Consider the following 24,490-nt stretch of genomic DNA (forward strand, 5'->3'; position numbering starts at 1 on the left):
CATGCCTAGCTTCTTCATCGACAGGCCGATCTTCGCCTGGGTCGTCGCGCTGTTCATCTGTCTGATCGGCGCGATCTCGATTCCGCTGCTCGCGGTCGCGCAATATCCGATCATCGCGCCGCCCTCGATCTCGATCTCGACCAGCTATCCCGGCGCGTCGCCGGAGAACCTCTACAACAGCGTGACTCGGCTGATCGAGGAGGAGCTCAACGGCGCCGCCAACATCCTGAACTTCGAATCAACCTCCGACTCGCTTGGCCAGGTCGAGATCATCGCCAACTTCAAGCCGGGCACTGACACCAGCCAGGCTTCGGTCGAGGTGCAGAACCGCCTCAAGCGCGTCGAGGCGCGGCTGCCGCGCGCCGTGATCCAGCAGGGCATCCTGGTCGAGGAAGCCTCGTCCGCCGTGCTGCAGATCATCACGCTGAACTCGACCGACGGCTCGCTGGATGAAGTGGGCCTCGGCGACTTCATGATCCGCAACGTGCTGGGCGAGGTGCGCCGCATCCCCGGCGTCGGCCGCGCCACGCTCTATTCGACCGAGCGGTCCTTGCGGATCTGGATCGATCCGGCCAAGCTGGTCGGCTACGGCCTGTCCGCCGACGACGTCAACAAGGCGATCACGGCGCAGAACGCCCAGGTCGCCTCCGGCAGCATCGGCGCCGAGCCGAGCACCGATACCCAGAAGATTTCCGCGCAGGTGCTGGTGAAGGGCCAGCTGTCCTCGCCCGACGAATTCGGCGCCATCATCCTGCGCGCCAACGCCGACGGCTCGACGGTCCGCCTGCGCGACGTCGCGCGGATCGAGATCGGCGGCCTCAGCTACCAGTTCAACACCCGCCTGGACGGCAAGCCGACCGCCGGCCTCTCGGTGCTGCTGTCGCCGAAGGGCAATGCGCTGGCGACCGCGAGCGCGGTCGAAGCCAAGATGAAGGAGCTGTCGCGCTTCTTCCCGGCCAATATCTCCTACGAAATCCCCTACAACATCACGCCGGTGGTCGAGGCTTCGATCAAGAAGGTGTTGACGACGCTGGTCGAGGCCGTGGTGCTGGTGTTCGTCGTGATGTTCCTGTTTCTGCAGAACATCCGCTACACCATCATCCCGACCATCGTGGTACCGGTGGCGCTGCTCGGCGCCTGCGCCACGCTGATGATCGCGGGCTTCTCGATCAACATGCTGACCATGTTCGGCATGGTGCTGGCGGTCGGCATCCTCGTCGACGACGCCATCGTCGTGGTCGAGAACGTCGAACGCATCATGGCGGAGGAAGGCCTGCCGCCGAAGGAAGCCACCAAGAAGGCGATGTCGCAGATCACCGGCGCCATCATCGGCATCACGCTGGTGCTGATGGCGGTGTTCGTGCCGATGGCGTTCTTCCCCGGCTCGGTCGGCATCATCTACCGCCAGTTCTCGGTCACCATGGTGGCGGCGATCGCGTTCTCGGCGCTGCTCGCGCTGTCGCTGACGCCGGCGCTGTGCGCGACGCTGCTCAAGCCGGTCAAGAAGGGCCACGGCCATGCCAGCAAGGGCGTGTTCGGCTGGTTCAACCGCGTGCTCGACACCAGCCGCGCCGGCTATGTCAGCACGGTGCAGGCCGGGCTGAAGCGCACCGGCCGCCTGATGCTGATCTATCTGGTGCTGTTCGCAGGCGTCGCCTACGGCTTCGTCCGGCTGCCCGGCGGCTTCCTGCCGGTCGACGACCAGGGCTTCATCACGACCGACGTGCAGACGCCGTCGGAGTCGTCCTATGCCCGGACCGAAGCCGCGGTCGAGCAGGTCGAGAAGTACCTCAAGGACCGCGCCGGCATCGAGAACGTCACGTTCCTCACCGGCTTCAGCTTCCTCGGCCAGGGCATGAACACCGCGCAGGCCTTCATCACCCTGAAGGACTGGTCGGAGCGCGGCCCGAAGGATTCCGCCGCCGCCATCGTTGCAGACATCAACCGCGATTTGTCGTCGATTCGCGACGCCAGGATCTCGGCGTTGCAGCCGCCGCCGATCGACAATCTCGGCAACTCCTCGGGCTTCTCGTTCCGCCTGCAGGACCGCGGCCAGAAGGGCTATTCGGCGCTGATCGCCGCGTCCGATCGCCTGATCGCGGAGGCCAATGCCAGCCCGATCCTGCAGAAGGTCTATGTCGAAGGCCTGCCGCCGGCGCCGCAGGTCAATCTGATGATCGACCGCGAGAAGGCGGGCGCGTTCGGCCTCACCTTCGAGGATATCAACAACACGATCTCGACCAATCTCGGCTCGAACTACATCAACGACTTCCCGAACCGCGGGCGCATGCAGCGCGTCATCGTGCAGGCCGACAAGACCAGCCGCATGAACGCGGACGACATTCTCAACTACAACGTCAAGAACAGCCGCGGCCAGCTGGTGCCGTTCTCGGCCTTCGCCACCATCGAGTGGACGAAGGGGCCGACGCAGATCGCGGGCTTCAACTACTATCCGGCGGTGCGCATCTCCGGCGAGGCGCGGCCGGGCTTCACCTCGGGCGATGCGATCGCCGAGATGGAGCGGCTTGCCGACAAGCTGCCGCGCGGCTTCGGCTATGAATGGACCGGCCAGTCGCTGCAGGAGAAGCTGTCGGGCTCGCAGGCGCCGTTCCTGCTCGCGCTGTCGGTGCTGGTGGTGTTCCTGTTGCTCGCCGCGCTCTATGAGAGCTGGACCATTCCGCTCGCGGTGCTGCTCACCATTCCGCTCGGCATTCTCGGCGCGGTGGTGGCGGCGACGATGCGCGGGCTCTCCAACGACGTCTATTTCACCGTCGGCCTGATCACCATCATCGGTCTTGCCGCCAAGGACGCGATCCTGATCATCGAGTTTGCCAAGGATCTGCGCGCGCAAGGCAAGCCGCTGGTCGAGGCGACAATCGAGGCGTGCAGCCTCAGATTCCGCCCGATCCTGATGACCGGCCTTGCCTTCGTCTGCGGCGTGCTGCCGATGGCGATCGCGACCGGCGCCGGCGGCGCCAGCCAGCAGGCACTCGGCACGTCCGTGATGGGCGGCATGATCGCCGTCGTGATCCTCGCGCTGCTCCTGGTGCCGGTGTTCTTCGTCAGCGTGCAGCGCGTGCTGGCCGGCGACCGCGAGAAGGCGCCGGGGCAGGGTGAGGTGTATGGCCCGCCCGCGCCGGCAAGGATCGGTCACTGACATCAGGGACCGACGCTGGTCAGATCAGCGGCTTGCTTTCGCGAGCCGGCCAATCCAGATTGCAGCTTTGGATTGAACGGGGCGCGTTTGGGCAACCCGGGGATTGAGGGCGTGCGATGCGGCCGAGCGATATTGCGATCTCGAATTATCGCTCGATCCGGCGGCTCTTCATGCCCATCCAGCCGCTGTCCGTGTTCGTCGGCGAGAACGGTGTCGGCAAATCCAATCTCTACAAGTCGCTGTCGCTGCTGCGCGACGCGGCCACCGGCCGGATCACGCGCACGATCGCTGACGAGGGTGGGCTGAACTCGGTCTGCTGGTCGGGCCTGCGCAAACGCGGCGAGGATGCAAGGCTGCGGTTGGAGGTCAGGTTCGATCACGTCAAATACGCCATCGAGCTCGGGCATCCCGGCCCGCTCGAGGCGGCGTTTCCCGGCGAGCCGATGATCAAGTCCGAACGCATCGAGGCGATCCACGGCAAGCGCAAAGTCCTGATGATGGAGCGGACCAATTCACACGTCAGCGTCCGCGGCGAGAGCGGCGCCTGGAGCGAGCACAAGAATGCGGTGGTGCCGTCGGAGACCGCGCTCGCGGATTTCCTCGACGGCAAGGCGTGCCCCGAAATCGACCTGATCCGAAACGCGCTGCAGAGCTGGCGCTTCTATCACGATTTCCGCACCGATCCGGCGTCGCCGATCCGAAAGCCTTGCCTGGCGATCACGACACCGTCGCTGAGCGCCGATGGCAGCGACCTGGCCGCCGCCTTGGCAACGCTCAGCGCGATCAGGCAAGATGCGGTCGACTTGCAGGATGCGATCGAGGATGCGTTCCCGGGTGCCGAGCTCCACGCATGGGCGGAAAACGGCCGGTGCGAATTCGAGCTGCAGCAGGCGGACGTGCCGCGTCCCTTCAAGGCGCACGAACTATCCGATGGAACGCTGAAGTATATTTGCCTGCTCGCCGTGTTCATGGGCTATCGGCTGCCGCCGTTCATCGCGCTGAACGAGCCCGAGACCAGCCTGCATCCATCGCTGCTGGCGCCATTGGCGAGGCTGATCGCCAAGGCGTCGCGTCGCGCCGACATCTGGATCGTCACCCATTCGGAACATCTGATGGAGGCGTTGCGAAGCGAGAGCTCTGTCCCGCTGCGCCGGGTGATCAAGGCGAAGGGCGCCACCACCATCGAGGGCCTGACCGCCGGCGGTGAATTTCGCGACCGCGAGGATGACGATGACGGCGACGACGACTAGATCGCGCCGTCGCATTACTGCCCGAGCGGCTTCAGGATCTTGATCAGCTCGCCGTGCACGAACTCGTTGCCGCAGACGATATGGCCGGTCTGCAGCGGGTCGTCATTGCCCTGGATGCCGGAGACGGTGCCGCCGGCTTCGCGGACCATCAGCAGGCCGGCCGCGACGTCCCAGGCCTGCAGATTGCGCTCCCAATAGCCGTCGAGCCGGCCGGCAGCGACAAAGGCGAGGTCGAGCGAGGCGGCGCCGAAGCGGCGGAAGCCGGCGACCTTGCTCTGCAGCGCAGCCATCTCCTGCAGCGCCAGCTGGTGACTGCCGCGGCCGATATGCGGCAGGCCGCAGGCTACCACGCATTCGTTGAGCTGGCGGCGGCCGGCGACGCGCAGCCGCTGGTCGTTGAGGAACGCGCCCTTGCCGCGCTCGGCGATGTAGAGCTCGTCATTGGCGGGATTGTAGATCACGCCGGCGATCACGGTGTCCTCGCGCTTCAGCCCGATCGAGATCGCGAATTGCGGGATGCCGTGCAGGAAGTTGGTGGTGCCGTCCAAGGGATCGACGATCCAGGTGTGGCTCTTGTCGCTGCCTTCGCGCTTGCCGCCTTCCTCGCCGACGAAGCCGTAGCCGGGCCGGGCCTTTTCGAGGTCGGTGTAGAGCATCTCCTCGGCGCGCTTGTCGGCGAGCGAGACGAAGTTCGCCGGCCCCTTCAGCGACACCTGGAGATGTTCGATCTCGCCGAGGTCGCGCTTGAGGCTGCGGCCAGCGCGGCGCGCGGCCTTGACCATGACATTGATGAGAGCGGAATAGAGCATGATGAGAACTTGTGACCCGAGAAATGTGAAAGTCGATCAGGCGGCGCACGCAAATCCGTCATCCTGAGGTGCGAGCGCAGCGAGCCTCGAAGGGTGCACGGCCCCGGACCGGGCCGTTCATCCTTCGAGACGCGCTTTCGCGCTCCTCAGGATGACGGATCAGGAGGGAGCGACCTAGCCGCTCGAGTTTCCGGACTGGGTGCCCTCTGGAAGTGGCGCCGTCAAGGCGTCATTTGACGTTGTTTCCGATCCATTTTCGCGCGGCTGCCTCGGCCTTGGCGCGGTCTTCCGGGCTCATATCGGCGAGGATGTCGTCGAGATCGGGGTCGCCCTTGCCGGCGGTCTTGGCGACCGTGTGCCATTTCAGCGCCTCGACCTTGTCCACCGGGGCGCCGGCGCCGGTCGCCAGCACATGGGCGAGGCGGTTTTGCGCGATCGCGCTGTTCTGCCGGGCCGCCTTGCGCAGCAGTGCCACCGCCGCCGGCACGTTCCGCGGCGTGCCGGAGCCGTTGTAGAGGGCGATGGCATATTCGACCTCGGCATCGACATTGTCGGCCAGCGAGGCGGCCTGCAGCAGCCGCGCCGCCCTCTCGAGGTCTTTCGGCACGCCGGTGCCTTCCTTGTAGAAGGTCGCGAGCGCGTATTGCGCCTCGGGGCTGCCGGCGTCGGCGGCCATTCGCAACAGCTCGGCGGAGCGGCGGAGGTCCTGCGGCAGGGTCTGGCCGTCGAGATAGAGCAGCGCAAGATTATAGGCCGCCTTGGGCTCGCCGAGCTTGGCCGACGACGCCAGCAGCTTGACCGCGGCATCCTTGTCGACCGCGCCGCCGCGGCCCGCGATCTTCATCATGGCGAGCGCGAACATCGCCTCGCGGTCGCCGGCATCGGAGGCGCGCTTGTACCACTCGTCGGCCTTGACGTAGTCGCGCTTGACGCCGAGCCCATTGGCATAGAGCTCGCCCAGCATCGTCATGGCCTTGGCATCGTTGTTGTTCTGCGCGCGCGCGGTCGCGAGATCGAACGCGGTCTTGTACATGCCGCGCTGATAGGCGCCGTAGACGAGGTCGACATTGGGGTCGTCGACGGCCTGGGTCGGGGTCGGCGAGGGCGTCGGAGATGCGGCAGGCTTCGGCGTCGCGGAGGCGGCGGGCTTCGGCGTCGGCTTCTTCGCGACCGGCGAATGCACCTTCGGCTTCGGAGCCTCCTTCTTCGCGGGCGGCGTCTGTGCCGGCGGCGTGATCGAGAGCTGCGCCATCGCGCCGCTCGCCAGCATCGTGCAGCCGAGCGCAACACCTATCGGACGCAGGCATTTCATTCCGGCGTCATCCCTCGGCCTTTCCGTCGGCCTTGGCCTTGCCGAATGTGCCGGCATGCGCCCGCGCAATCGCGTCGCCGATCTCGGCGAGCGCCGCCTTGGCGCCGCGCGGATCGGACCAGATGAAGTCTCCGACCAGCACGAAATCCGCGCCGGCCGCCGCGAACGTCTCGGCTTCCTCGCGCGAGGTTGCAAAGCCGATGCAGGGCGGCTCGAACAATTCGTCCCACCATTCCAGCCGCTCGGCGATGGCCTCGCGCGAGGGCCGCTGTCCGTTGGCGTCGGGCTCGCCGAACAGCACATAGTCGGCACCGGCTTCGCCCGCGGCCATGGAATCGTGGCGGGTCGCGAGTCCACCGACGCCGACAATGCGGTCGGGTTTCAGCGCCGGCGCCGCCTCTTCCATCGCGGCGACGCCGGTCAGATGCGCGCCGTCGGCGCCGGCGCGGGCCACGATATCGGGATGACCGTCGATCAGCAGCGCCGCGCCGGCGTTCTGGATCGCGGGCGCCAGCGCCTTGATGGTGGAGATCATGCTGCGCGGATCGCTCTCGCGCAGCCGCACCAGCACGGCCGCGACATCGGCCGCGGCAAGCAGCTCGGTGAGCTCGGCCGCAAGCCGCGCAGGCTCATCGACCGCCGGCGTTGCCAGATAGAGGCGCGGCGTCGGCCGCGGCGGAACGGGCTTGGTCGCCAACTATGCCGCCTGTTTCTCGAGGCCGGCTTCCCAATTGCCGGTGCTCGCGAGCCCGTTCATCCGGGCGCGATGCGAGAAGGCGCGCTGGCCCGCGGGGACGTTGTCGGGCTTGCCGGACCACGCCTTCTGCGGCGCCGCCTGCAGCGCGCGGCCGTAGGAGAAGGTCAGCCGCCAGGGCAAATTGCCGATCTTGTTCATGGCGTCGAGATGCGCGGTCGCTTCCTCGTCGCTCTGGCCGCCGGAGAGGAAGGCGATGCCGGGCACCGCGGCCGGCACGCAGCTCTTGAGCAGGCGGATGGTCTTCTCGGCGACTTCCAGCACCGGCGCCTGCTTCGGGCACTTCTTGCCCGAGATCGCCATGTTCGGCTTCAGGATCATGCCTTCGAGCGCGACGCGCTGCACCCGCAATTCCTGGAAGGTGCGGTTCAGCACGCGCTGCGTCACCTCGTAGCAGCGGTCGATGTCATGATCGCCGTCCATCAGCACTTCCGGCTCGACGATCGGGACGATCTGCGCGGCCTGGCACAGCGCGGCGTAGCGCGCCAGCGCATGGGCGTTGGCACGGATCGCGGTCTGGGTCGGGATTCGCGGTCCGATATCGATCACGGCGCGCCACTTCGCAAAGCGCGCACCGCGCTCGTAATATTTCTTCAGCCGCTCGGCGAGCTTGTCGAGGCCGACGGTGACGAGTTCGCCTGGGCAGTTCGGCAGCGCCTGCGTGCCCTCGTCGACCTTGATCCCGGGGATCGCGCCGGCCTGCTCGATGAGCTTGACCAGCGGCGTGCCGTCCTTGGCATTCTGCCAGATCGTCTCGTCGTAAAGGATGACGCCGGAGATGTACTTGCTCATCGCCTCCTGCGAGCGGAACAGCATCTCGCGATAGTCACGGCGATTGTCCTCGGTCGAATCGACCTTGATGGCGTCGAACCGCTTCTTGATGGTGCCGGAGGATTCGTCGGCGGCGAGAATGCCCTTGCCCGGGGTGACCATGGCAAGCGCGATTTTGTTGAGGTCGGAGAGGTTCATCGGGGCGTCCTCCAGAGCCATTGCCTTTGCAAACCAAAATAGGCGGTTCTCGGGCAAATGCCTAGAAAACGTTCGTCGCGGCTGAGATCGCGCGTAGATTTGGCTTGTTCTGTTCACCTCGCCCCGCTTGCGGGGAGAGGCATAGGCCACCTTCGGCGGCCGTCGGCAAAGAACGCCGAAGTCGAGCTTCGGCTATGTTGCATCGCTAGATGCAATTCGGGTGAGGGGGTACAGGTCTAGCCGCATTCGCGGCTCGTGGAAGCAGCCCCTCACCCCAACCCTCTCCCCGCGAAGGGCGGGGAGAGGGAGAGATACGTCAGGCGACCTTGGGGTCGAGCTGGCCCGCGGCGTAGCGCTTGGCCATTTCCGCCGTGGTCAGCACCTTCTTGATCTTGCTGGCCTGGCCCGCGGTGTTGAACTCCTGCAGGCGCTGCTTGCACAGCTTGGTCATCGCCTCCATCGCGGGCTTGAGGTATTTGCGCGGATCGAACTCTTCCGGATTGTCCTTCAGCACCTTGCGGATCTGGCCGGTCATCGCCATCCGGTTGTCGGTGTCGATGTTGATCTTGCGCACACCGTTCTTGATGCCGCGCTGGATCTCGGCGACCGGCACGCCCCAGGTCGGCTTCATCTTGCCGCCATTGGCGTTGATGATCTCCTGCAGCTCCTGCGGCACCGACGAGGAGCCGTGCATGACGAGATGCGTGTTAGGCAGCTTGCGATGGATTTCCTCGATCACGTTCATGGCGAGGATGTTACCGTCGGGCTTGCGGGTGAACTTGTAGGCGCCGTGCGAGGTGCCCATCGCGATCGCCAGCGCGTCGACCTTGGTTTCCTTGACGAACTTCACGGCCTCGTCCGGGTTGGTCAGCAGCTGGTCGTGCGACAGCTTGCCCTCGGCGCCATGGCCGTCTTCCTTGTCGCCCATGCCGGTCTCGAGCGAGCCGAGCACGCCGAGCTCGCCTTCCACCGAGATGCCGCCGAGATGGGCCATGCCGGTCACGGTCTTGGTGACCCCGACATTGTAGTCCCAGTCGCCGGGGGTCTTGCCGTCGGCCTTCAGCGAGCCGTCCATCATGACCGAGGTGAAGCCGGACTGGATCGCGGTCATGCAGGTGGCGGGCTCGTTGCCGTGGTCGAGATGCACGCAGACCGGGATCTGCGGGTAGATCTCGGTGACGGCGTCCATCATGTGCTTGAGCATGACGTCGTTGGCGTAGGACCGCGCGCCGCGCGAAGCCTGGATGATGACGGGCGCGTCGACCTCGGAGGCTGCCGCCATGATCGACAGCGCCTGTTCCATGTTGTTGATGTTGAAGGCAGGTACGCCGTAATCATGCTCGGCCGCGTGGTCGAGCAGTTGCCGCAACGTTATGCGAGCCATTCCATTTCTCCCTGTAGTGCAAGTTCGCGGATGTGACCTAAATCAACGGTTTTTCAGAACTTCGACGCCCGGCAGCGGCTTGCCTTCCATCCATTCAAGAAACGCGCCGCCCGCGGTCGAGACGTAGGAAAAATCGCCGCCCACGCCCGCCTGGTTCAGCGCCGCGACGGTGTCGCCGCCGCCGGCGACCGAGATCAGCTTCCTGGCCTTGGTGCGTTCGGCGGCATGTTTGGCCGATACCACGGTGCCGCGGTCGAACGGCGTCAGCTCGAAGGCGCCGAGCGGGCCGTTCCAGACCAGCGTCGCCGCGTCGTCGATCGCGGCATGGATGCGCGCGATCGATTGCGGACCGACGTCGAGGATCATGCCGTCGGCCGGGATCGCATCGAGGCCATAGGCATGGGACGGCGCGTTGGCGGCAAACTGGTTGGCGACGACAGCGTCGACGGGGAGGATGATCGCGCAATTGGCCGCGTTGGCTTTCTCCATGATCCGCAGCGCGGTCGGGGCAAGATCCTTTTCGGCGAGCGACTTGCCGACGGCGACGCCCTGCGCGTGCAGGAAGGTGTTGGCCATGCCGCCGCCGATCACCAGCGCGTCGACCTTGCTCACGAGGTTTTCCAAGAGGTCGATCTTGGTCGAGACCTTGGCGCCGCCGATGATCGCGATTACCGGCTTGGTCGGCGCTTCCAGCGCCTTGCCGAGCGCGTCGAGCTCGGCCTGCATGGTGCGGCCGGCATAGGCCGGAAGCTTGTGGCCGAGGCCTTCGGTCGAGGCGTGGGCGCGATGCGCGGCGGAGAAGGCGTCGTTGACCCAGATGTCGCCGAGCTTGGCGAGCTCAGCGACGAAGCCGGCGTCGTTCTTCTCTTCCTCCTTATGGAAACGCGTGTTTTCCAGGCAGAGGATGTCGCCGTCCTTGAGGGCCGCGACAGCGGCGGCCGCGGGCTCGCCGATGCAGTCCTCGGCGAAGGCCACCGGGCGCTTGATCACTTTCGACAGCGCTTCGGCGACCGGCTTCAGCGATTCCTTGGGATCGCGTCCCTTGGGGCGGCCGAAATGGGCGAGCAGGATCACCTTGCCGCCCTTGTCGGAAATTTCGGTGATGGTGGGGGCCACGCGCTCGAGCCGGGTGGCGTCGGTGACGCGGCCATTTTCCATGGGGACGTTGAGGTCGACGCGCAGCAGCACGCGCTTGCCCTTCACGTTGACGTCGTCGAGGGTGCGGAACGATTTTGTCATGGGGGGTGTCGAACTCCTGGGGTCATTCCGGGGCGATGCGGAGCATCGAACCTCAGATGCGCAATTGCGCATCGGGGAATCTCGAGATTCCGGGTCTGGTCCTGCGGACCATCCCGGAATGACGGAGCGGCAAACACGCAGATGCCCGGCGGTGAGCCGGGCATCACGAACAGTCGAACTTAAACCAGCTTGCCGATCGCGACGGCGGTGTCCGCCATACGGTTCGAGAAGCCCCACTCATTGTCGTACCAGGACATCACGCGCACGAAGTTGCCGTTCTGCACCTTGGTCTGGTCCATGTGGAAGGTCGACGAGTGCGGATCGTGGTTGAAGTCGATCGAGACGTTCGGCGCGTTGGTGTAGCCGAGGATGCCCTTGAGCTGCTGCTCGGACGCACGCTTCATCGCCTCGTTGATCTCCTTGACGTCGGTTGCGCGCTTGGCGACGATCTTGAGGTCGATCACGGAAACGTTCGGGGTCGGAACGCGGACCGAGACGCCGTCGAGCTTGCCCTTCAGCTCGGGCAGCACGAGGCCGATCGCCTTCGCGGCACCGGTCGAGGTCGGGATCATCGACATCGCCGCGGCGCGGCCGCGATAGAGATCCTTGTGCAGGGTGTCGAGCGTCGGCTGGTCGCCGGTATAGGCATGGATCGTGGTCATGAAGCCGGTCTCGATGCCGACGGTGTCGTTCAGGACCTTGGCGACCGGCGCGAGGCAGTTGGTGGTGCAGGAGCCGTTCGAGATCACCAGGTGATCCTTGGTCAGCGTGTCGTGGTTGACGCCGTAGACGATGGTGGCGTCAGCACCGTCGGCGGGCGCCGAGACCAGCACGCGCTTGGCGCCGGCTGTGAGGTGCGCGGAGGCCTTGTCCTTCGCGGTGAAGATGCCGGTGCATTCCAGCGCGACGTCGACGCCGAGCGCCTTCCACGGCAGCTTGGAGGGATCGCGCTCGGCCGAAACCTTGATCTTGTTGTCGCCGAGGCTGATCGTGTCGCCGTCGACCGTGACGGTGCCGGGGAAGCGGCCGTGCACGGAATCGAAGCGCAGCAGGTGTGCGTTGGTCTCGACCGGGCCGAGGTCGTTGATGCCGACCACCTCGATGTCCTTGCGGCCGGACTCGGCGATGGCGCGCAGAATGTTGCGGCCGATACGCCCAAACCCGTTGATCGCGACGCGGATTGCCATGCTCGTCTCCTCTAATGCTGTTGTCAGCCCCGCGGGAGCGCTCCCACGAGGTTTTTACGGCGGAACGCCCGGTTCGGCCGGGCGCGTACGGAAAAGATGGAGCTTAGGTAATCCTTTTTTGCGACAAGCTCAACCTTGGCCGACGGGTGTCAGGCCAGCGTCAGACGCGCTTCGTGGCAGCGTTAACGACGGCTTCAGCAGTAATGCCGAAATGCCGGAAAAGGTCCTTCGCCGGGGCGCTGGCGCCGAATCCGTGCATGCCGATGAATTCGCCGTCATGGCCGATCACGGCATCCCAGCCCCAGCGCACCGCGGCCTCGATCGCGATCTTGATCGGGGCGTTGCCGATAATGGCATTTTGCCGTTCGGCGGGCTGTGCCAGCAGCAATTCCAGCGACGGGACCGAGACCACCCGCGTCGCGATGCCGCGTCCGGCGAGCTGCTTCTGCGCCTCGACCGCGATCTGGACCTCGGAACCCGACGCGAACAATGACACTTTTGCGTCACCCTGCGCCGCGACCAGCTCATAGGCGCCGTGGCTGCAGGGGTTGTCGTTCGGCGCCGTGGTGCGGAGCTGCGGCAGGTTCTGGCGGGTCAGCGCCAGCACCGTCGGTCCGTCGACGCGGTTGAGCGCCAGTTCCCAGCACTCGGCGGTCTCGACCGCGTCGCAGGGACGGAACACGCGCATGTTGGGCATCGCGCGGAGCGCGGAGAGATGCTCGACCGGCTGGTGCGTCGGGCCGTCCTCGCCGAGGCCGATCGAGTCATGGGTCATGACGTAGACGACACCGGTGCCCATCAGCGCCGACAGCCGCATCGCGCCGCGCGCGTAGTCGGTGAACACCAGGAAGGTGGCGCCGTTCGGCGCGAAGCCGCCATGCAGGAAGATGCCGTTGAGGCATGCCGCCATGCCGTGCTCGCGGACGCCGTAATGGATGAAGCGGCCCTTCGGCGTCTTGGCGCCGAACGCCGTCGCCGACTTCGCCTTGTTGTTGTTGGAGCCGGTGAGGTCGGCGGAGCCGGCGACGAATTCCATCGGCATCGCAGCCGCAATCACCTCGATCGCGGCTTCCGACGATTTGCGGGTCGCGACGTTGAGCGGATTTTCCAGGAGCCCCTTCTTGAAGGCGCGCAGCCCCTTGGCGAGCGACTGCGGCCGCTCGTGGCGAATGCGGCGTTCGAACTCGGCGCGCTTGCGGCTGCCGAGCTGCGCGAACTGCTCGTCCCACGCCTTGTGCTCGGCGGCGCCGCGGGCGCCTGCCTCGCGCCAGGCCTTCAGCACATCGTCGGGCACCGAGAACGGCTCGAGCGAGATGCCGAGCTTCTCCTTGGCCGCCTTGAGCTCGTCGGCGCCGAGCGCCTCGCCATGCGCCTTGGCGGTGCCGGCCTTGTGCGGCGCGCCGTAACCGATCGTGGTCTTGCAGGCGATCATCGAGGGCTTGTTGGATTTCTGCGCGCGGGTGATTGCAGCGGCGATCGCCTGCGGATCGTGGCCGTCGATCAATTCGGCGGCCCAACCTGCGGACTTGAAGCGCTTCACCTGATCGACGGAATCGGAGATCGAGGTCGGGCCGTCGATCGAGATGCCGTTGTCGTCGTACAGCACGATCATCTTGTTGAGCCGCCAGACACCGGCGAGCGCGATCGCTTCCTGCGAGATGCCCTCCATCAGGTCGCCGTCGGAGGCGAGCACATAGGTGTGGTGGTTGACGATCTTCTTGCCGAACTCGGCGGCCAGCATCTTCTCGGCGACCGCCATGCCGACCGCGGTCGCGATGCCCTGGCCGAGCGGACCGGTGGTGGTCTCGATGCCCCTGGTGTGGAAGTTCTCGGGGTGTCCCGGTGTCAGCGATCCGAGCTGGCGGAAATGCTTGAGCTGGTCGAGCGTCATGTCCTTGTTGCCGGTGAGGTACAGCAACGAATAGAGCAGCATCGAGCCATGGCCTGCCGAGAGCACGAAGCGGTCGCGATCGGGCCACGCCGTGTCGGCCGCATCGAATTTCAGGAATTTTGTGAACAGGACGGTCGCGATGTCGGCGGCGCCCATCGGCAGGCCGGGATGGCCGGAATTCGCCTTTTCGACGGCGTCCATGGCAAGGCCACGGATCGCATTGGCCATACGGGTGTGATCGACCTGCGTCATGATGAAAAGTCCGCCTAAAATGAGGAGCTGGATTGCTGGACGGATCGGGGCGGGCAGCCGCGATACGCGCGTGGATGGCCTTACGGGTTGGGGGTGGATTAGCACCTCAATTCCGCAAGTCCAAGGCGATGAAACGCCTCAAAACGGGGAAAAGTGGCCCGAAATCGCCCTATTTCATTCAACGGTGCATAGTTCTGCGCCGCCGTTGCGCTGGGCTCGCTTGCCACGTAAATTTCGTCCCGTAAACGCTTGCCGAACCGCCAGTTTTGCCGTGCGGCAGGCTTGTCTGCAGCAGGCTACCAAGCCAACCGATTTGAAGGGTCCACGCCGCGTGTCATGAGTGATCGTCTCGCCAACGGGTCTGGCAATACCGAGGCACCGCTTGCCGATATCGATGCTGCGACAAAGCGGCTGATGGCAGCGCTTGATGCGCTGGAAAGCTCGGTGGAGCGGCGCCGCGAGGCCGACCGCGACGAGAACGAATTGGCGAGCCGCATCCAGGCGCTCGGCGCCGATCGCTCCAGGCTTGCCGACGAACTCGACGGATCGCTGGTGAAGACGCGCAAGCTCGAGCGCGCCAATCGCGAGATAGCGGAAAAACTCGACGCGGCAATCGGCAGCATTCGCGCCGTGCTCGACGGCGGAGACAGCAGATGAGCCACATCAACGTCACCATCAATGGCCGGCAATACCGGATGGCCTGCGAGGAGGGCCAGGAGGTGCGGTTGCTGAAGCTCGCGGAAAATCTCCAGCAGCGCGTGGAATCGCTGCGCGGCAAGTTCGGCGAAATCGGCGATGCGCGGCTGACGGTGATGGCGGCGCTCACCGCCTGCGACGAACTGGTTGACGCCAGCGCACGCATCCGCAGCCTCGAGGAAGAGGTCGAGCAGCTGCGCAACGCGCGCGTTGCCGCCATCGACCGCGCCCGCGCGACCCAGACCGCGGTCTCCAATGCGCTCAACGCCGCCGCGGAGCGGATCGAGCGCACCACGCAGGTGCTCAACCGCACCATCGGCGGCGGCATCGCGATCGGGTGATCTTCGTTCGTCCCTGTTGGTCTCGGTGTTTCCACACATTCGTCATGCCCAGGCTTGTCCCGGGCATCCACGTATTTGTCTCCATGAAAAGAAAGACGTGGATGGCCTCGACAAGCCCGGCCATGACAGTTTCTTCCAGGAGCCAAGGCTGCGTCTTCCTTACCGCTGGCGGATTGGGGCAACGATGGCTACATTAGCCCCCGCGAAGCTGCGTCGTGCGTCAGGAGCCATATATCCCCGGGGCCTTATCGATCCTTTAGGGAACTGTCCCTGGCCGGGTCCGTGGACCCGGACATATGGTGCCCACCTACTTTCGTAGGGAACTCCGGGATCGAGCGCTCCAACGGCCTCTGCGGCTTCGCACTGATTTTTGCTGTTGCCTTGTCGTCGCGCTGCGGCGGTTGAATTGTCTAGCAGTGTTGTGCCCCGCGATACGGGGCGTCCAGCGCGCCGCGGCCTTGCCTTAACGAAAGCTAGCGTCTCTGGAATGATGGATCGTCCGTTGTCGCGGACGACGACAGCGGAAGATGGATCATGCACGCATCTCCATCGAAGGCCGAGCTCCGGGCACTTGCTCTCGCCAAGCGCGATGCGCTGAGCGACGAGCAGCGCGCGACGGCTGCCGAAGCGCTCGCCAAGCGCGGCGCGCCGTTCGAGATCGCGCAGGGCATGATCGTCTCGGGCTATGCGCCGATCCGCAGCGAGCTCGATCCGGCGCCGTTGATGAAGAAGCTTGCCGACAAGGGCGCGCGGCTCGCGCTGCCCTGCATCAACGCGCGCGGCCAGTCGCTGACCTTCCGCAGCTGGTCGCCGCAGGACCGGCTGATGCTCGGGCCGCTCGGCATTCCCGAGCCGTCGCCGGCCGCCGCCGAGGTGCATCCGGACGTGATGCTGGTGCCGCTCGCGGCATTCGACAAGCTCGGTCACCGCATCGGCTACGGCGCCGGCTATTACGACTATACCTTCGCGCATCTGCGCAAGGCCAAACATGTGATCGGGGTCGGACTTGCCTTTGCTGCACAGGAAACCAAGGCGATTCCGGCGCTGTCGCACGACGTCCCGCTCGATTTTGTGCTAACGGAGCGCAAGACGTTCGATTTCCGGAGTAGCTAGCCTTGCGAATTCTCTTCGTTGGTGACGTCGTCGGCAGGACCGGCCGCACCGCCATCGCCGACCACCTTCCCGGCATGATCAGGGACTGGTCGCTCGATCTCGTGGTCGTCAATGGCGAGAATTCCGCCGGCGGCTTCGGCATCACCGAGGCGATCTATCAGGAGCTGCTCGACGCCGGCGCCGATGCGATCACGCTCGGCAACCACGCCTGGAATCAGAAGGAGGCGCTGGTCTTCATCGAGCGCGCGCCGCGCCTGATCCGCCCGCTGAATTTCCCGCGCCATTCGCCCGGCCGCGGCGCCACGCTGGTCGATACCAAGAGCGGCAAGCGCGCGCTGGTCCTCAACGCGATCGGCCGCGTCTTCATGGAGCCGTCCTCGAACGATCCGTTCAGCGCCATCGAGCGCGAGCTCGAGGCCTGCCCGCTGCGCGAGGGCTGTGACGCCATCGTGCTCGATTTCCATGCCGAGGCGACCAGCGAGAAGCAGGGCATCGGCTTCTTCTGCGACGGCCGCGTCAGCCTCGTGGTCGGTACCCATACCCACGTGCCGACCGCTGATCATCAGGTGCTGCCGGGCGGCACCGCCTATATGAGCGATGCCGGCATGACCGGCGACTATGACTCGGTGATCGGCATGCAGAAGGAGGAGCCGCTGCAGCGCTTCCTCACCGGCATTCCCTCCGGACGGTTCGAGCCGGCGGGCGGTGTGGCAACACTGAGCGGCATCGCGGTCGAGACCGACGATGCGACCGGGCTTGCGGTGAAGGTCGCGCCGGTGCGCGCCGGCGGGCGGCTCGAGCCTGCGGTGCCGGCGTTTTGGACGTAGTGAAGTCACCGTAGCCCGGATGAAGCGCAGCGAAATCCGGGACCGGTCTTTGAGCTTGCGAGATTCCCGGATTTCGCTTCGCTCCATCCGGGCTACAAGTCATTTCGGAATAATAGAAGAATACTTCTGAGTTGCCCGACGTGTCAAGTGCAGTGTCGAGCGCCGACAGCCGCCGGCTTGCTTTGCATGGGGTTGTTTTCCATATTTTGGCATTGCATCCCCCGTCCCGGCCAAGGGGCTGGTCTAGCTCTGCCGAAAACCCATCCGGAATGCGCCCCAGTGGCGGCCGTTCACGACGATCGGCGATGACAGGTCCTTCATCAGCACGAAATTGCCGCCGCCCATGTCGCGGCGATAGGTCTGCAGCAGGAACCGTTTTGTGTTGGCCGCGACCTTGCTCACCGCGCGATCGTTGAACAGGCGGCGGTTGCGGCAATTGGCGTTGTTCCAGACCGGGTCCGGTCCCTGCGGCTGCCGGTAGTTCGGATTGTGGGTCGGCAGATAGCCGCTGCGCGCCCAGGCGACGCAGAACACGATGCGCGGGTCGCTCTTCTGGATCGGATCCTGGATCGCGGGCAGCACGCGGTCGGTGAAGGCGACGTAGTTCGTCAGATACTGCTTCGGATTGGTGCCGGCGATCTCGCGATAATTCTCGTCCATCAATTGCGCGAACGTGATCTCGCCGCGCGCGACGGCATTCTCGAACAGCTCGGAGATCTGCCTTGCGGTGTCGATCACGACGCGGATCAGCGGCGTGTCGCTGGTCTCCACCCCGCTGTCGGCGATGGTCACGATCAGGCTCTCGGAGAGCTCGAGCAGTTTCGCGACGCGGCTGTCGGCGTGCTTGAGGTCGCGCGAGGAGAGATCGACGCCCTTGGCCAGCTCGTTCAACTCCGCGATCACGCTGTCGCAATGACCGAGATTGGAGGTCGCGGCGCGCGCCACGCTGCCGATCTCGGCGCCGACGGATGAAAAGCCTTCCTGCACGCGCATGATGATGCCCGAAATCTGCTGGGCGCCTTCGCCGGCGCTTTTGGCGCGCAACGAGGCATCGCTGCTCTCGCCGATCAGGCTGCCGATCTGGCCGTCGAGATCGCGCACGGTGTCGGAAATCTGATGTGTCGCCTGGCGGGTTGCTTCCGCAAGGTTCTTGACCTCGCTCGCGACCACGGCAAAGCCGCGGCCGGCATTGCCGGCGCGCGCCGCCTCGATGGTGGCGTTGAGCGCCAGCAGATTGGTCTGCTTGGCGATCGCCTCGATCGAACCGGAAACCTTGGCGACCTGGCTCAGCGCGGAGCCGACCGCGGCGAGCCGCGCCTCGATCCGTCCGACCGCCGCGACGAGCTCCGCGATATGGCTGACCGCCGTCTCGACCACATGGCGGGACTCCGCGATCTGGCCGACCGCGGCGGATGCGGTCGTTTGCACCGCCTGCGATGCGTTGGCGATGTCGTGATTGGCGGCGACCATCGTCTCGGCCGTTGTCTGCAAATGATGGAAGCGCTCGGACTGGCTGCTGACGCGGTTCGCGACCTCCTGGACGTTGCCGGCGATGTCGGCGAGTTCCACCCCGAGGCCGCCGATGCGGTCGGCGAGCTGGTCCACCAGCCGCTCGGCCAGCGTTCGGTCCGATGACGTATCCAGAACTGCAAGCTGCGCGGCCGACATGTCGACGCTTCCTCCGTTACAGCGGCCTGTCGGCCGCCGCAGCATTCCCCATTCCAACCCTAAAGCGTGATTCGCGCTGCCGGTCTTGCCTGAGCGCGCACTGTGTAGCCCGGATGCAGCGCAGCGAAATCCGGGACTCCTGCCCGTGGAAACACGCATCCCGGATTACGCTTCGCTGCATCCGGGCTACGAAGCCGCTAAAGCTTGTAGGCGGTGCGGAAACCGCCCCAGTGCCGGCCGCGCACGCGGATCGGTACGTCGATCTCGCGCATCATCACCGTGTTGCCGCCTCCCATGTCGCGCGCATAGGTCTGGATCAGATAGGCGCGCTGGTTGCGGCCGGCGGCGAGGCCCGCGGCGTCGTTGAAGATGCGGCGGTTGCGGCTGTTGGCGGTGTTGTATGCCACGTCGCCCGGCCGCTGCGGCTGCGAGTAGAGCTTGTTATGGACCGGCAGATAGCCGTTCTGGTCGATCATCACGCAGAACGCCATTCGCTTGTCCCTGGCGAGGAACGCCTCCTGGAACGCCGGTAGCGTGCGCTCCGCCCAGTCCAGCATTTTGGTGCGGTACTGCACCGGGTTGGTGCCTGCGATCTCGACATAGTCGGTGTCGAACATGTCGGCGATCGTAATCGCGCCGCTCGCCAGCCCGTTCTCGAACATCTTGCTCAGCGTGCTGCCGGCTTCGATCGCGCGGGTGACGAGCTCGGCGTTCTCCTCGTGGATCGCCCACATCCGGTCTTCGATTTTTTCGCGCAGCTCGGCGGTTGCCGCCTCGAAGCGGGCCTGGCTGCCTGCCTTGGAGCGCTCGCCGATCCGGATCCGGCACGCGCCGATCTCCTGCAATGTCGCGTTCAGGGTCTCCTGCACCGGCAGCTTTTCGGCATCGGGTCCGCCGATCAGGATGCCGTCCATCGCGATTTCGTAGACCGGCGCGGTGACGATGCCGCGCGCGGTCGTGATCTCGATCTTGAGGCTGCAGGGCAGGCGCTCGTTCTTGCGCGGATCGCCGCGCTCGTCCTGGCGCAGCAGCACCGCGCAGCGCGCTTTCAGCTTCTGGGCGAAGGCGGTCACCGCCTTGCCGGCCCTGGCGACATTGTCGCCATGCGCGGCGGCTTCGCGCGTTGCACTGTCGATCTCGCCGGCGCTGGTGCCGACCGAGACGATGAAGTGCGAGGCGGAGGCGGCGTTCTGGCCCATCTCGCCGGTGATTTCATTCTGCTCGGCAACCGCGCCGTTGACGTTCTCGAACACCGGGCGGATCTTTTCGATCGCCTGGGAGATGCGGTGCACCGCGTCCGCCGATCCGGTGGCGTCCTTCTGCAATGCCTCGATCTTGCGGGTGATCTCCTCGGTCGCGCTCTGGGTCTGCACCGCCAGCGCCTTGACCTCGGTTGCGACTACCGCAAAGCCCTTGCCGGCGGCACCGGCGCGCGCCGCCTCGATCGTCGAGTTCAGCGCGAGCAGCGTGGTCTGCCGCGCGATCTGGGCGATCAGATTGACGACGTTGCCGATCGCGGCCGAGGATTCGCGCAGGCGATCGACGTTGGCGGTGGCCTCGCGCGCCGCGGCCGCGGCGTCGTCGGCGAGCTGGCTCGCGCTGCGCACCTGCGCCCCGATGCCCTCGGCGGAGTGGGTGAAACGGTCGGCGGCTTGCGAGAACGTCGTCGCGGTGCTCTGCGCATCGCTGCTGCGGCCGGTCAGCGCGTCGGTGCGGGCGCGGATGGTCGCGAGCTTGGCTGCCGTCGCCTCGGCGCCGTCGGCGACCGAACTCGCGGCGCGTTCGAGCTGGCGGATCATCGCGCCGAGCTCGAGTTCCAGCAATTCCAGGATCTCCTTGGACGAATCCTTGGCCGAATCAGTCTCGGTCGAGACCTCAGGGGCTGCGGCCGCGGTTGGAACCTGCGGCGCGACGGCCGGCGCAGCCGGCTCCGGCACTTGCTTTCGAAACAAACCGAACGCCATGTGGGCTCTTTGGGGGCTGTGGAAAGTTGCGGCGGGACGGGGCGATCCTCGCACCCGGGCATGAAGTCATGGTTAACAAGTGCCTCATATTCCGGCTTGCGGTAGTATTCCTCCGCCGGAGGGCCCCGCCGATCCTTTGATTTTGACCGTGAGGGGCCTATAAGGCCGCGTTTTCCATCCCTGTTCAGACCCTAAGCTCCGAAGAGACGTCGCATGGCCGGCCATTCCCAATTCAAGAACATCATGCACCGCAAGGGCCGGCAGGATGCCCAGAAGTCGAAGCTTTTCGGCAAGCTGGCCCGCGAAATCACCGTGGCGGCCAAGCTCGGCACCCCGGACCCGGCGATGAATCCGCGGCTGCGCGCCGCCGTGGTCGCGGCCCGCGCCGAGAACATGCCCAAGGACAATATCGACCGCGCCATCAAGAAGGCCGCCGGCAATGAAGGCGAGAACTATGACGAGATCCGCTACGAGGGCTATGGCCCCGGCGGCGTCGCCGTCATCGTCGAGGCGCTGACCGACAACCGCAACCGCGCCGCTTCCGATATCCGCTCCTTCTTCACCAAGTCGGGTGGCAATCTCGGCGAAACCGGCTCGGTCGCCTTCATGTTCGACCGCACCGGCATCATCGAATACGACGCCAAGGTCGCCTCCGACGACGCCATGCTGGATGCCGCGATCGAGGCCGGCGCCGACGACGTGGTCTCCAGCGAGGGCGGCCACGAGGTCTACGCCTCGCAGGACACTTTCCGCGAAGTCGCAAAAGCGCTGGAAGCGAAGTTCGGCGAGCCGCGCAAGGCGGCGCTGACCTGGAAACCGCAGAACACCGTCGCGGTCGACGACGAGACCGGCGAAAAGCTGCTGAAGCTGATGGACCTGCTCAACGAGCACGACGACGTGCAGAACGTGTTCGCCAATTTCGAGGTGTCCGACGCTCTGATCGCGAAGATGGGCGGCTAGTCGCTTGCACTGCTGTCGTCGTCCGGCTGGACCGGGCGACCCAGTATTCCAGAGACCTGCGTTTGATCCGAGAGGCCGCGGCGTACTGGATCCCCGCTCTCGTGTGCAATTGCGCACTAGGCGGGGATGACGAGTGGGCCGAGTACAACGACCGCGGCAGGGGATGAGGCTCCGTTTGTGTTTCGTTCTCCCGGCGCAGGCGGTATCACTACCCCATGACATCCCAGCCGATTCGCTCTCCCGTCCGCATCATCGGTATCGATCCGGGTCTCCGCCGCACCGGCTGGGGTGTGATCGAGACCGAAGGCAATCGTCTCGTCTACATCGCCTGCGGTTCGGTCGAGCCGCCGGACAATCTGCCGCTGGCGAACCGGCTGCTTGCGATCCATGAGGGGCTGGCTGCTGTGCTCGCCGACCACAGACCGGTGGAGGCGGCGGTCGAGCAGACCTTCGTCAACAAGGACGGCGTTGCCACCCTGAAGCTCGGCCAGGCGCGCGGCGTCGCCATGCTGGCGCCCGCAATGTTCGGTATCTCGGTCGCCGAATATGCGCCGAACCAGGTCAAGAAGACCGTGGTCGGCGCCGGACATGCCGAGAAGAACCAGATCCAGGTGATGCTGAAGATACTGCTGCCGAAAGCCGAGCCGCCGTCCGCCGACGCCGCGGACGCGCTCGCGGTCGCGATCACCCACGCGCATCACCGCCAGAGCACCGCGCTGCGGCTCAGGGTGGCGAGCCTATGATCGGCAAGCTGAAGGGCCTGATCGATTCCTATGGCGAGGATTACGTGATCCTCGACGTCGGCGGCGTCGGCTATCAGGTGCACTGCGCGAGCCGCACGCTGCAGGCGCTGCCGTCGCCGGGCGGCGCTGCCGTGCTCTCGATCGAGACCTATGTCCGCGAGGACCAGATCAAACTGTTCGGCTTCCGCAGCGATCACGAGCGCGAATGGTTTCGCCTGCTGCAGACGGTGCAGGGGGTCGGCGCCAAGGTCGCGCTCGCGGTGCTCGGCACGCTGCCGCCAACCGATCTCGCCAACGCCATCGCGCTGCGCGACAAGGCGGCGGTGGCGCGGACGCCGGGGGTCGGGCCGAAGGTCGCCGAGCGTATCGTCAGCGAATTGAAGGACAAGGCGCCGGGCTTTGCCGATGTCGATCCCGCGGTGGTGCAGCTCTCGGGTGCGATCGACAACAATCGTGCGCCGCGTCCGGTCACCGACGCGATCTCGGCGCTGGTCAATCTCGGCTACGGCCAGCCGCAGGCCGCCGCCGCCATCGCCGCCGCCTCGCGCAGCGCGGGTGAGAAGGCCGAGACCGCGCAGCTGATCCGGCTCGGGTTGAAGGAATTGTCGAAGTGATCAGTGGATTGGAGCGCCTCTGTCCTTCACCTCGCCCCGCTTGCGGGGAGAGGTCGGATCGCATCGCAGATGCGACCCGGGTGAGGGGGTCCAGGTCTCGACACACAGTGCGCTCGCGGAAGGAGCCCCTCACCCCAACCCTCTCCCCGCAAGAGCGGGGAGAGGGAGAACAATCTCATGTTAGTCTCGCATCATGAACACGCCCTCGCGCATGGTCTCGCCTGAACGCCGCTCCGACGATGTCGGCGACACCGCGCTGCGGCCGCAGTCGCTGACGGAGTTCGTCGGTCAGGCCCAGGCGCGCAAGAATCTCTCGATCTTCATCGAGGCTGCGAAGAAACGCGGCGAGGCGCTCGATCACGTGCTGTTCGTCGGTCCGCCCGGCCTCGGCAAGACCACGCTGGCGCAGATCGTCGCGCGTGAGCTCGGCGTCGGCTTTCGTGCCACCTCCGGCCCTGTCATTGCGAAGGCCGGCGATCTCGCGGCGCTGCTGACCAATCTCGAAGAACGCGATGTGCTGTTCATCGACGAGATCCATCGCCTCAGCCCGGCGGTCGAGGAGGTGCTCTATCCCGCGATGGAGGACTTTCAGCTCGATTTGATCATCGGCGAAGGTCCCGCGGCGCGTTCTGTGAAGATCGAATTGTCGAAATTCACGCTGGTCGGCGCGACGACGCGTGCGGGGTTGCTCACCAATCCCTTGCGCGACCGCTTCGGCATTCCGATCCGGCTCAATTTCTACACCGAGGAAGAGCTCGAGAAGATCGTCACCCGCGGTGCCCGCGTGCTCAACATCGGCATGACGGCCGACGGCGCCAACGAGATCGCGCGCCGCGCCCGCGGCACGCCGCGCATCGCCGGCCGCCTGCTGCGCCGGGTGCGCGACTTTGCCTCCGCCGCCGATGCCGATTCCGTCGACCGCGGCATCGCCGACCGGGCGTTGAGCGCGCTCGAGGTGGACAGCGCCGGGCTCGATGCGATGGATCGCCGTTACCTTACCACCATCGCTTTGAACTATGGCGGCGGGCCGGTCGGGGTCGAGACCATGGCGGCGGCGCTGTCGGAGCCGCGCGATGCGATCGAGGACATCATCGAGCCCTATCTGATCCAATGCGGCTATCTGCAGCGTACTCCGCGTGGCCGGCTCCTGACCTCGCATGCCTTCCGCCATCTCGGGCTCGCCGAGCCGAGCCGCGATCCCTCGCAGTTCGGCCTGTTCGGCGGCAATGGCGACGAGGACTAAACCCGCGCTCTCGAAGACGTGAAAACGCGTGTTGATGCAATGCATCGCGCCCGCCGCTAACCTTGCCCGCTAACCATTGCTACATCTTGCAGGCGGTCTGCACAAACGCGGCCCAAT

Annotated in this window: 20 protein-coding genes and 1 other RNA gene; 11 read left to right on the forward strand and 10 right to left on the reverse strand. The window is 65.7% G+C overall.

Annotated elements, in window-relative coordinates; all coding sequences use genetic code 11:
* Position 1: 1 nt before the first annotated feature.
* Both J6525_RS33470 and J6525_RS33475 read left to right on the forward strand, forming a co-directional pair.
* A complete protein-coding gene (locus J6525_RS33470) occupies positions 2-3,157 on the forward strand; it encodes a multidrug efflux RND transporter permease subunit (RefSeq protein ID WP_225647877.1) in 3,156 nt (1,051 codons plus the stop codon).
* Between the two features lie 116 nt (positions 3,158-3,273).
* A complete protein-coding gene (locus tag J6525_RS33475; protein ID WP_225647878.1) occupies positions 3,274-4,407 on the forward strand; it encodes an AAA family ATPase in 1,134 nt (377 codons plus the stop codon).
* A 14-nt stretch (positions 4,408-4,421) separates the two neighbouring features.
* On the opposite strand, the gene J6525_RS33480 is transcribed toward J6525_RS33475, so the two are convergent.
* The 8 genes from J6525_RS33480 to tkt form a co-directional block, all read right to left on the reverse strand.
* On the reverse strand, positions 4,422-5,216 hold the full coding sequence (locus J6525_RS33480; RefSeq protein ID WP_225647879.1) for an inositol monophosphatase family protein: 795 nt from the start codon (positions 5,214-5,216) through the stop codon (positions 4,422-4,424).
* A 229-nt stretch (positions 5,217-5,445) separates the two neighbouring features.
* Positions 5,446-6,528, reverse strand: coding sequence for an HcpA family protein (locus tag J6525_RS33485; RefSeq protein WP_225647880.1), 1,083 nt, complete (start codon positions 6,526-6,528; stop codon positions 5,446-5,448).
* A 7-nt stretch (positions 6,529-6,535) separates the two neighbouring features.
* Positions 6,536-7,225 carry a thiamine phosphate synthase gene (locus J6525_RS33490; RefSeq protein ID WP_225647881.1) on the reverse strand — a complete coding sequence of 230 codons (690 nt, stop codon included), beginning with the start codon at positions 7,223-7,225 and terminating at the stop codon, positions 6,536-6,538.
* Positions 7,226-8,251: a class I fructose-bisphosphate aldolase gene (locus J6525_RS33495; RefSeq protein ID WP_225647882.1), complete on the reverse strand. Its 1,026-nt coding sequence runs from the start codon at positions 8,249-8,251 to the stop codon at positions 7,226-7,228. It lies immediately after the preceding gene.
* Positions 8,252-8,567: 316 nt separating this feature from the next.
* Positions 8,568-9,635 (reverse strand): class II fructose-bisphosphate aldolase, encoded by a 1,068-nt coding sequence (gene fba / locus J6525_RS33500; protein WP_168859026.1) that lies wholly within the window; start codon positions 9,633-9,635, stop codon positions 8,568-8,570.
* Positions 9,636-9,677: 42 nt separating this feature from the next.
* Positions 9,678-10,874 (reverse strand): phosphoglycerate kinase, encoded by a 1,197-nt coding sequence (locus tag J6525_RS33505; RefSeq protein ID WP_225647883.1) that lies wholly within the window; start codon positions 10,872-10,874, stop codon positions 9,678-9,680.
* Between the two features lie 179 nt (positions 10,875-11,053).
* Positions 11,054-12,061 (reverse strand): type I glyceraldehyde-3-phosphate dehydrogenase, encoded by a 1,008-nt coding sequence (gap, locus tag J6525_RS33510; RefSeq protein WP_016842563.1) that lies wholly within the window; start codon positions 12,059-12,061, stop codon positions 11,054-11,056.
* A 160-nt stretch (positions 12,062-12,221) separates the two neighbouring features.
* On the reverse strand, positions 12,222-14,204 hold the full coding sequence (tkt, locus tag J6525_RS33515) for a transketolase (RefSeq protein WP_092087617.1): 1,983 nt from the start codon (positions 14,202-14,204) through the stop codon (positions 12,222-12,224).
* A 336-nt stretch (positions 14,205-14,540) separates the two neighbouring features.
* Between tkt and J6525_RS33520 the strand changes: the two genes are divergently transcribed.
* The 5 genes from J6525_RS33520 (at position 14,541) to J6525_RS33540 (ending at position 17,181) form a co-directional block, all read left to right on the forward strand.
* The gene (locus J6525_RS33520; protein ID WP_018269681.1) at positions 14,541-14,861 is read left to right on the forward strand and encodes a DUF4164 domain-containing protein; all 321 of its coding nucleotides are present in this window, start codon (positions 14,541-14,543) and stop codon (positions 14,859-14,861) included.
* Positions 14,858-15,241, forward strand: coding sequence for a cell division protein ZapA (locus J6525_RS33525; RefSeq protein WP_028332812.1), 384 nt, complete (start codon positions 14,858-14,860; stop codon positions 15,239-15,241). The genes J6525_RS33520 and J6525_RS33525 overlap by 4 nt, the downstream gene beginning before the upstream one ends.
* Positions 15,242-15,443: 202 nt before the next feature.
* A non-coding RNA gene (gene ssrS / locus J6525_RS33530) (6S RNA) lies at positions 15,444-15,604 on the forward strand.
* A 171-nt stretch (positions 15,605-15,775) separates the two neighbouring features.
* Positions 15,776-16,354: a 5-formyltetrahydrofolate cyclo-ligase gene (locus J6525_RS33535; RefSeq protein WP_137476855.1), complete on the forward strand. Its 579-nt coding sequence runs from the start codon at positions 15,776-15,778 to the stop codon at positions 16,352-16,354.
* Positions 16,355-16,356: 2 nt separating this feature from the next.
* On the forward strand, positions 16,357-17,181 hold the full coding sequence (locus J6525_RS33540; RefSeq protein ID WP_225647884.1) for a TIGR00282 family metallophosphoesterase: 825 nt from the start codon (positions 16,357-16,359) through the stop codon (positions 17,179-17,181).
* Positions 17,182-17,424: 243 nt separating this feature from the next.
* On the opposite strand, the gene J6525_RS33545 is transcribed toward J6525_RS33540, so the two are convergent.
* Positions 17,425-18,849 (reverse strand): methyl-accepting chemotaxis protein, encoded by a 1,425-nt coding sequence (locus J6525_RS33545; protein ID WP_225647885.1) that lies wholly within the window; start codon positions 18,847-18,849, stop codon positions 17,425-17,427.
* A 197-nt stretch (positions 18,850-19,046) separates the two neighbouring features.
* Positions 19,047-20,813, reverse strand: coding sequence for a methyl-accepting chemotaxis protein (locus J6525_RS33550; RefSeq protein ID WP_225647886.1), 1,767 nt, complete (start codon positions 20,811-20,813; stop codon positions 19,047-19,049).
* Between the two features lie 213 nt (positions 20,814-21,026).
* On the opposite strand from J6525_RS33550, the gene J6525_RS33555 reads away from it, so the two are divergent.
* From J6525_RS33555 to ruvB, 4 genes are all read left to right on the forward strand, one after another.
* A complete protein-coding gene (locus tag J6525_RS33555) occupies positions 21,027-21,773 on the forward strand; it encodes a YebC/PmpR family DNA-binding transcriptional regulator (RefSeq protein ID WP_016842553.1) in 747 nt (248 codons plus the stop codon).
* A 215-nt stretch (positions 21,774-21,988) separates the two neighbouring features.
* Complete coding sequence (gene ruvC, locus J6525_RS33560) at positions 21,989-22,516, forward strand: crossover junction endodeoxyribonuclease RuvC (RefSeq protein ID WP_092087607.1); 528 nt, start codon at positions 21,989-21,991, stop codon at positions 22,514-22,516.
* Complete coding sequence (ruvA, locus tag J6525_RS33565; RefSeq protein WP_038386561.1) at positions 22,513-23,130, forward strand: Holliday junction branch migration protein RuvA; 618 nt, start codon at positions 22,513-22,515, stop codon at positions 23,128-23,130. The genes ruvC and ruvA overlap by 4 nt, the downstream gene beginning before the upstream one ends.
* Positions 23,131-23,323: 193 nt before the next feature.
* Positions 23,324-24,373, forward strand: a complete 1,050-nt coding sequence (gene ruvB / locus J6525_RS33570; protein ID WP_283848655.1) for a Holliday junction branch migration DNA helicase RuvB — start codon at positions 23,324-23,326, stop codon at positions 24,371-24,373.
* The last annotated feature ends 117 nt before the right edge of the window (positions 24,374-24,490 follow it).

This window comes from Bradyrhizobium australafricanum (assembly GCF_020329495.1).
GTDB classification, from domain to species: domain Bacteria; phylum Pseudomonadota; class Alphaproteobacteria; order Rhizobiales; family Xanthobacteraceae; genus Bradyrhizobium; species Bradyrhizobium australafricanum.

Coding starts and splice junctions, on each gene's coding strand:
- J6525_RS33470 (WP_225647877.1), top strand. CDS start 2: ATGCCTAGCTTCTTCATCGACAGGCCGATCTTCGCCTGGGTCGTCGCG.
- J6525_RS33475 (WP_225647878.1), top strand. CDS start 3,274: ATGCGGCCGAGCGATATTGCGATCTCGAATTATCGCTCGATCCGGCGG.
- J6525_RS33480 (WP_225647879.1), bottom strand. CDS start 5,216: ATGCTCTATTCCGCTCTCATCAATGTCATGGTCAAGGCCGCGCGCCGC.
- J6525_RS33485 (WP_225647880.1), bottom strand. CDS start 6,528: ATGAAATGCCTGCGTCCGATAGGTGTTGCGCTCGGCTGCACGATGCTG.
- J6525_RS33495 (WP_225647882.1), bottom strand. CDS start 8,251: ATGAACCTCTCCGACCTCAACAAAATCGCGCTTGCCATGGTCACCCCG.
- fba (WP_168859026.1), bottom strand. CDS start 9,635: ATGGCTCGCATAACGTTGCGGCAACTGCTCGACCACGCGGCCGAGCAT.
- J6525_RS33505 (WP_225647883.1), bottom strand. CDS start 10,874: ATGACAAAATCGTTCCGCACCCTCGACGACGTCAACGTGAAGGGCAAG.
- gap (WP_016842563.1), bottom strand. CDS start 12,061: ATGGCAATCCGCGTCGCGATCAACGGGTTTGGGCGTATCGGCCGCAAC.
- tkt (WP_092087617.1), bottom strand. CDS start 14,204: ATGACGCAGGTCGATCACACCCGTATGGCCAATGCGATCCGTGGCCTT.
- J6525_RS33520 (WP_018269681.1), top strand. CDS start 14,541: ATGAGTGATCGTCTCGCCAACGGGTCTGGCAATACCGAGGCACCGCTT.
- J6525_RS33525 (WP_028332812.1), top strand. CDS start 14,858: ATGAGCCACATCAACGTCACCATCAATGGCCGGCAATACCGGATGGCC.
- J6525_RS33535 (WP_137476855.1), top strand. CDS start 15,776: ATGCACGCATCTCCATCGAAGGCCGAGCTCCGGGCACTTGCTCTCGCC.
- J6525_RS33545 (WP_225647885.1), bottom strand. CDS start 18,849: ATGTCGGCCGCGCAGCTTGCAGTTCTGGATACGTCATCGGACCGAACG.
- J6525_RS33550 (WP_225647886.1), bottom strand. CDS start 20,813: ATGGCGTTCGGTTTGTTTCGAAAGCAAGTGCCGGAGCCGGCTGCGCCG.
- J6525_RS33555 (WP_016842553.1), top strand. CDS start 21,027: ATGGCCGGCCATTCCCAATTCAAGAACATCATGCACCGCAAGGGCCGG.
- ruvC (WP_092087607.1), top strand. CDS start 21,989: ATGACATCCCAGCCGATTCGCTCTCCCGTCCGCATCATCGGTATCGAT.
- ruvA (WP_038386561.1), top strand. CDS start 22,513: ATGATCGGCAAGCTGAAGGGCCTGATCGATTCCTATGGCGAGGATTAC.
- ruvB (WP_283848655.1), top strand. CDS start 23,324: ATGAACACGCCCTCGCGCATGGTCTCGCCTGAACGCCGCTCCGACGAT.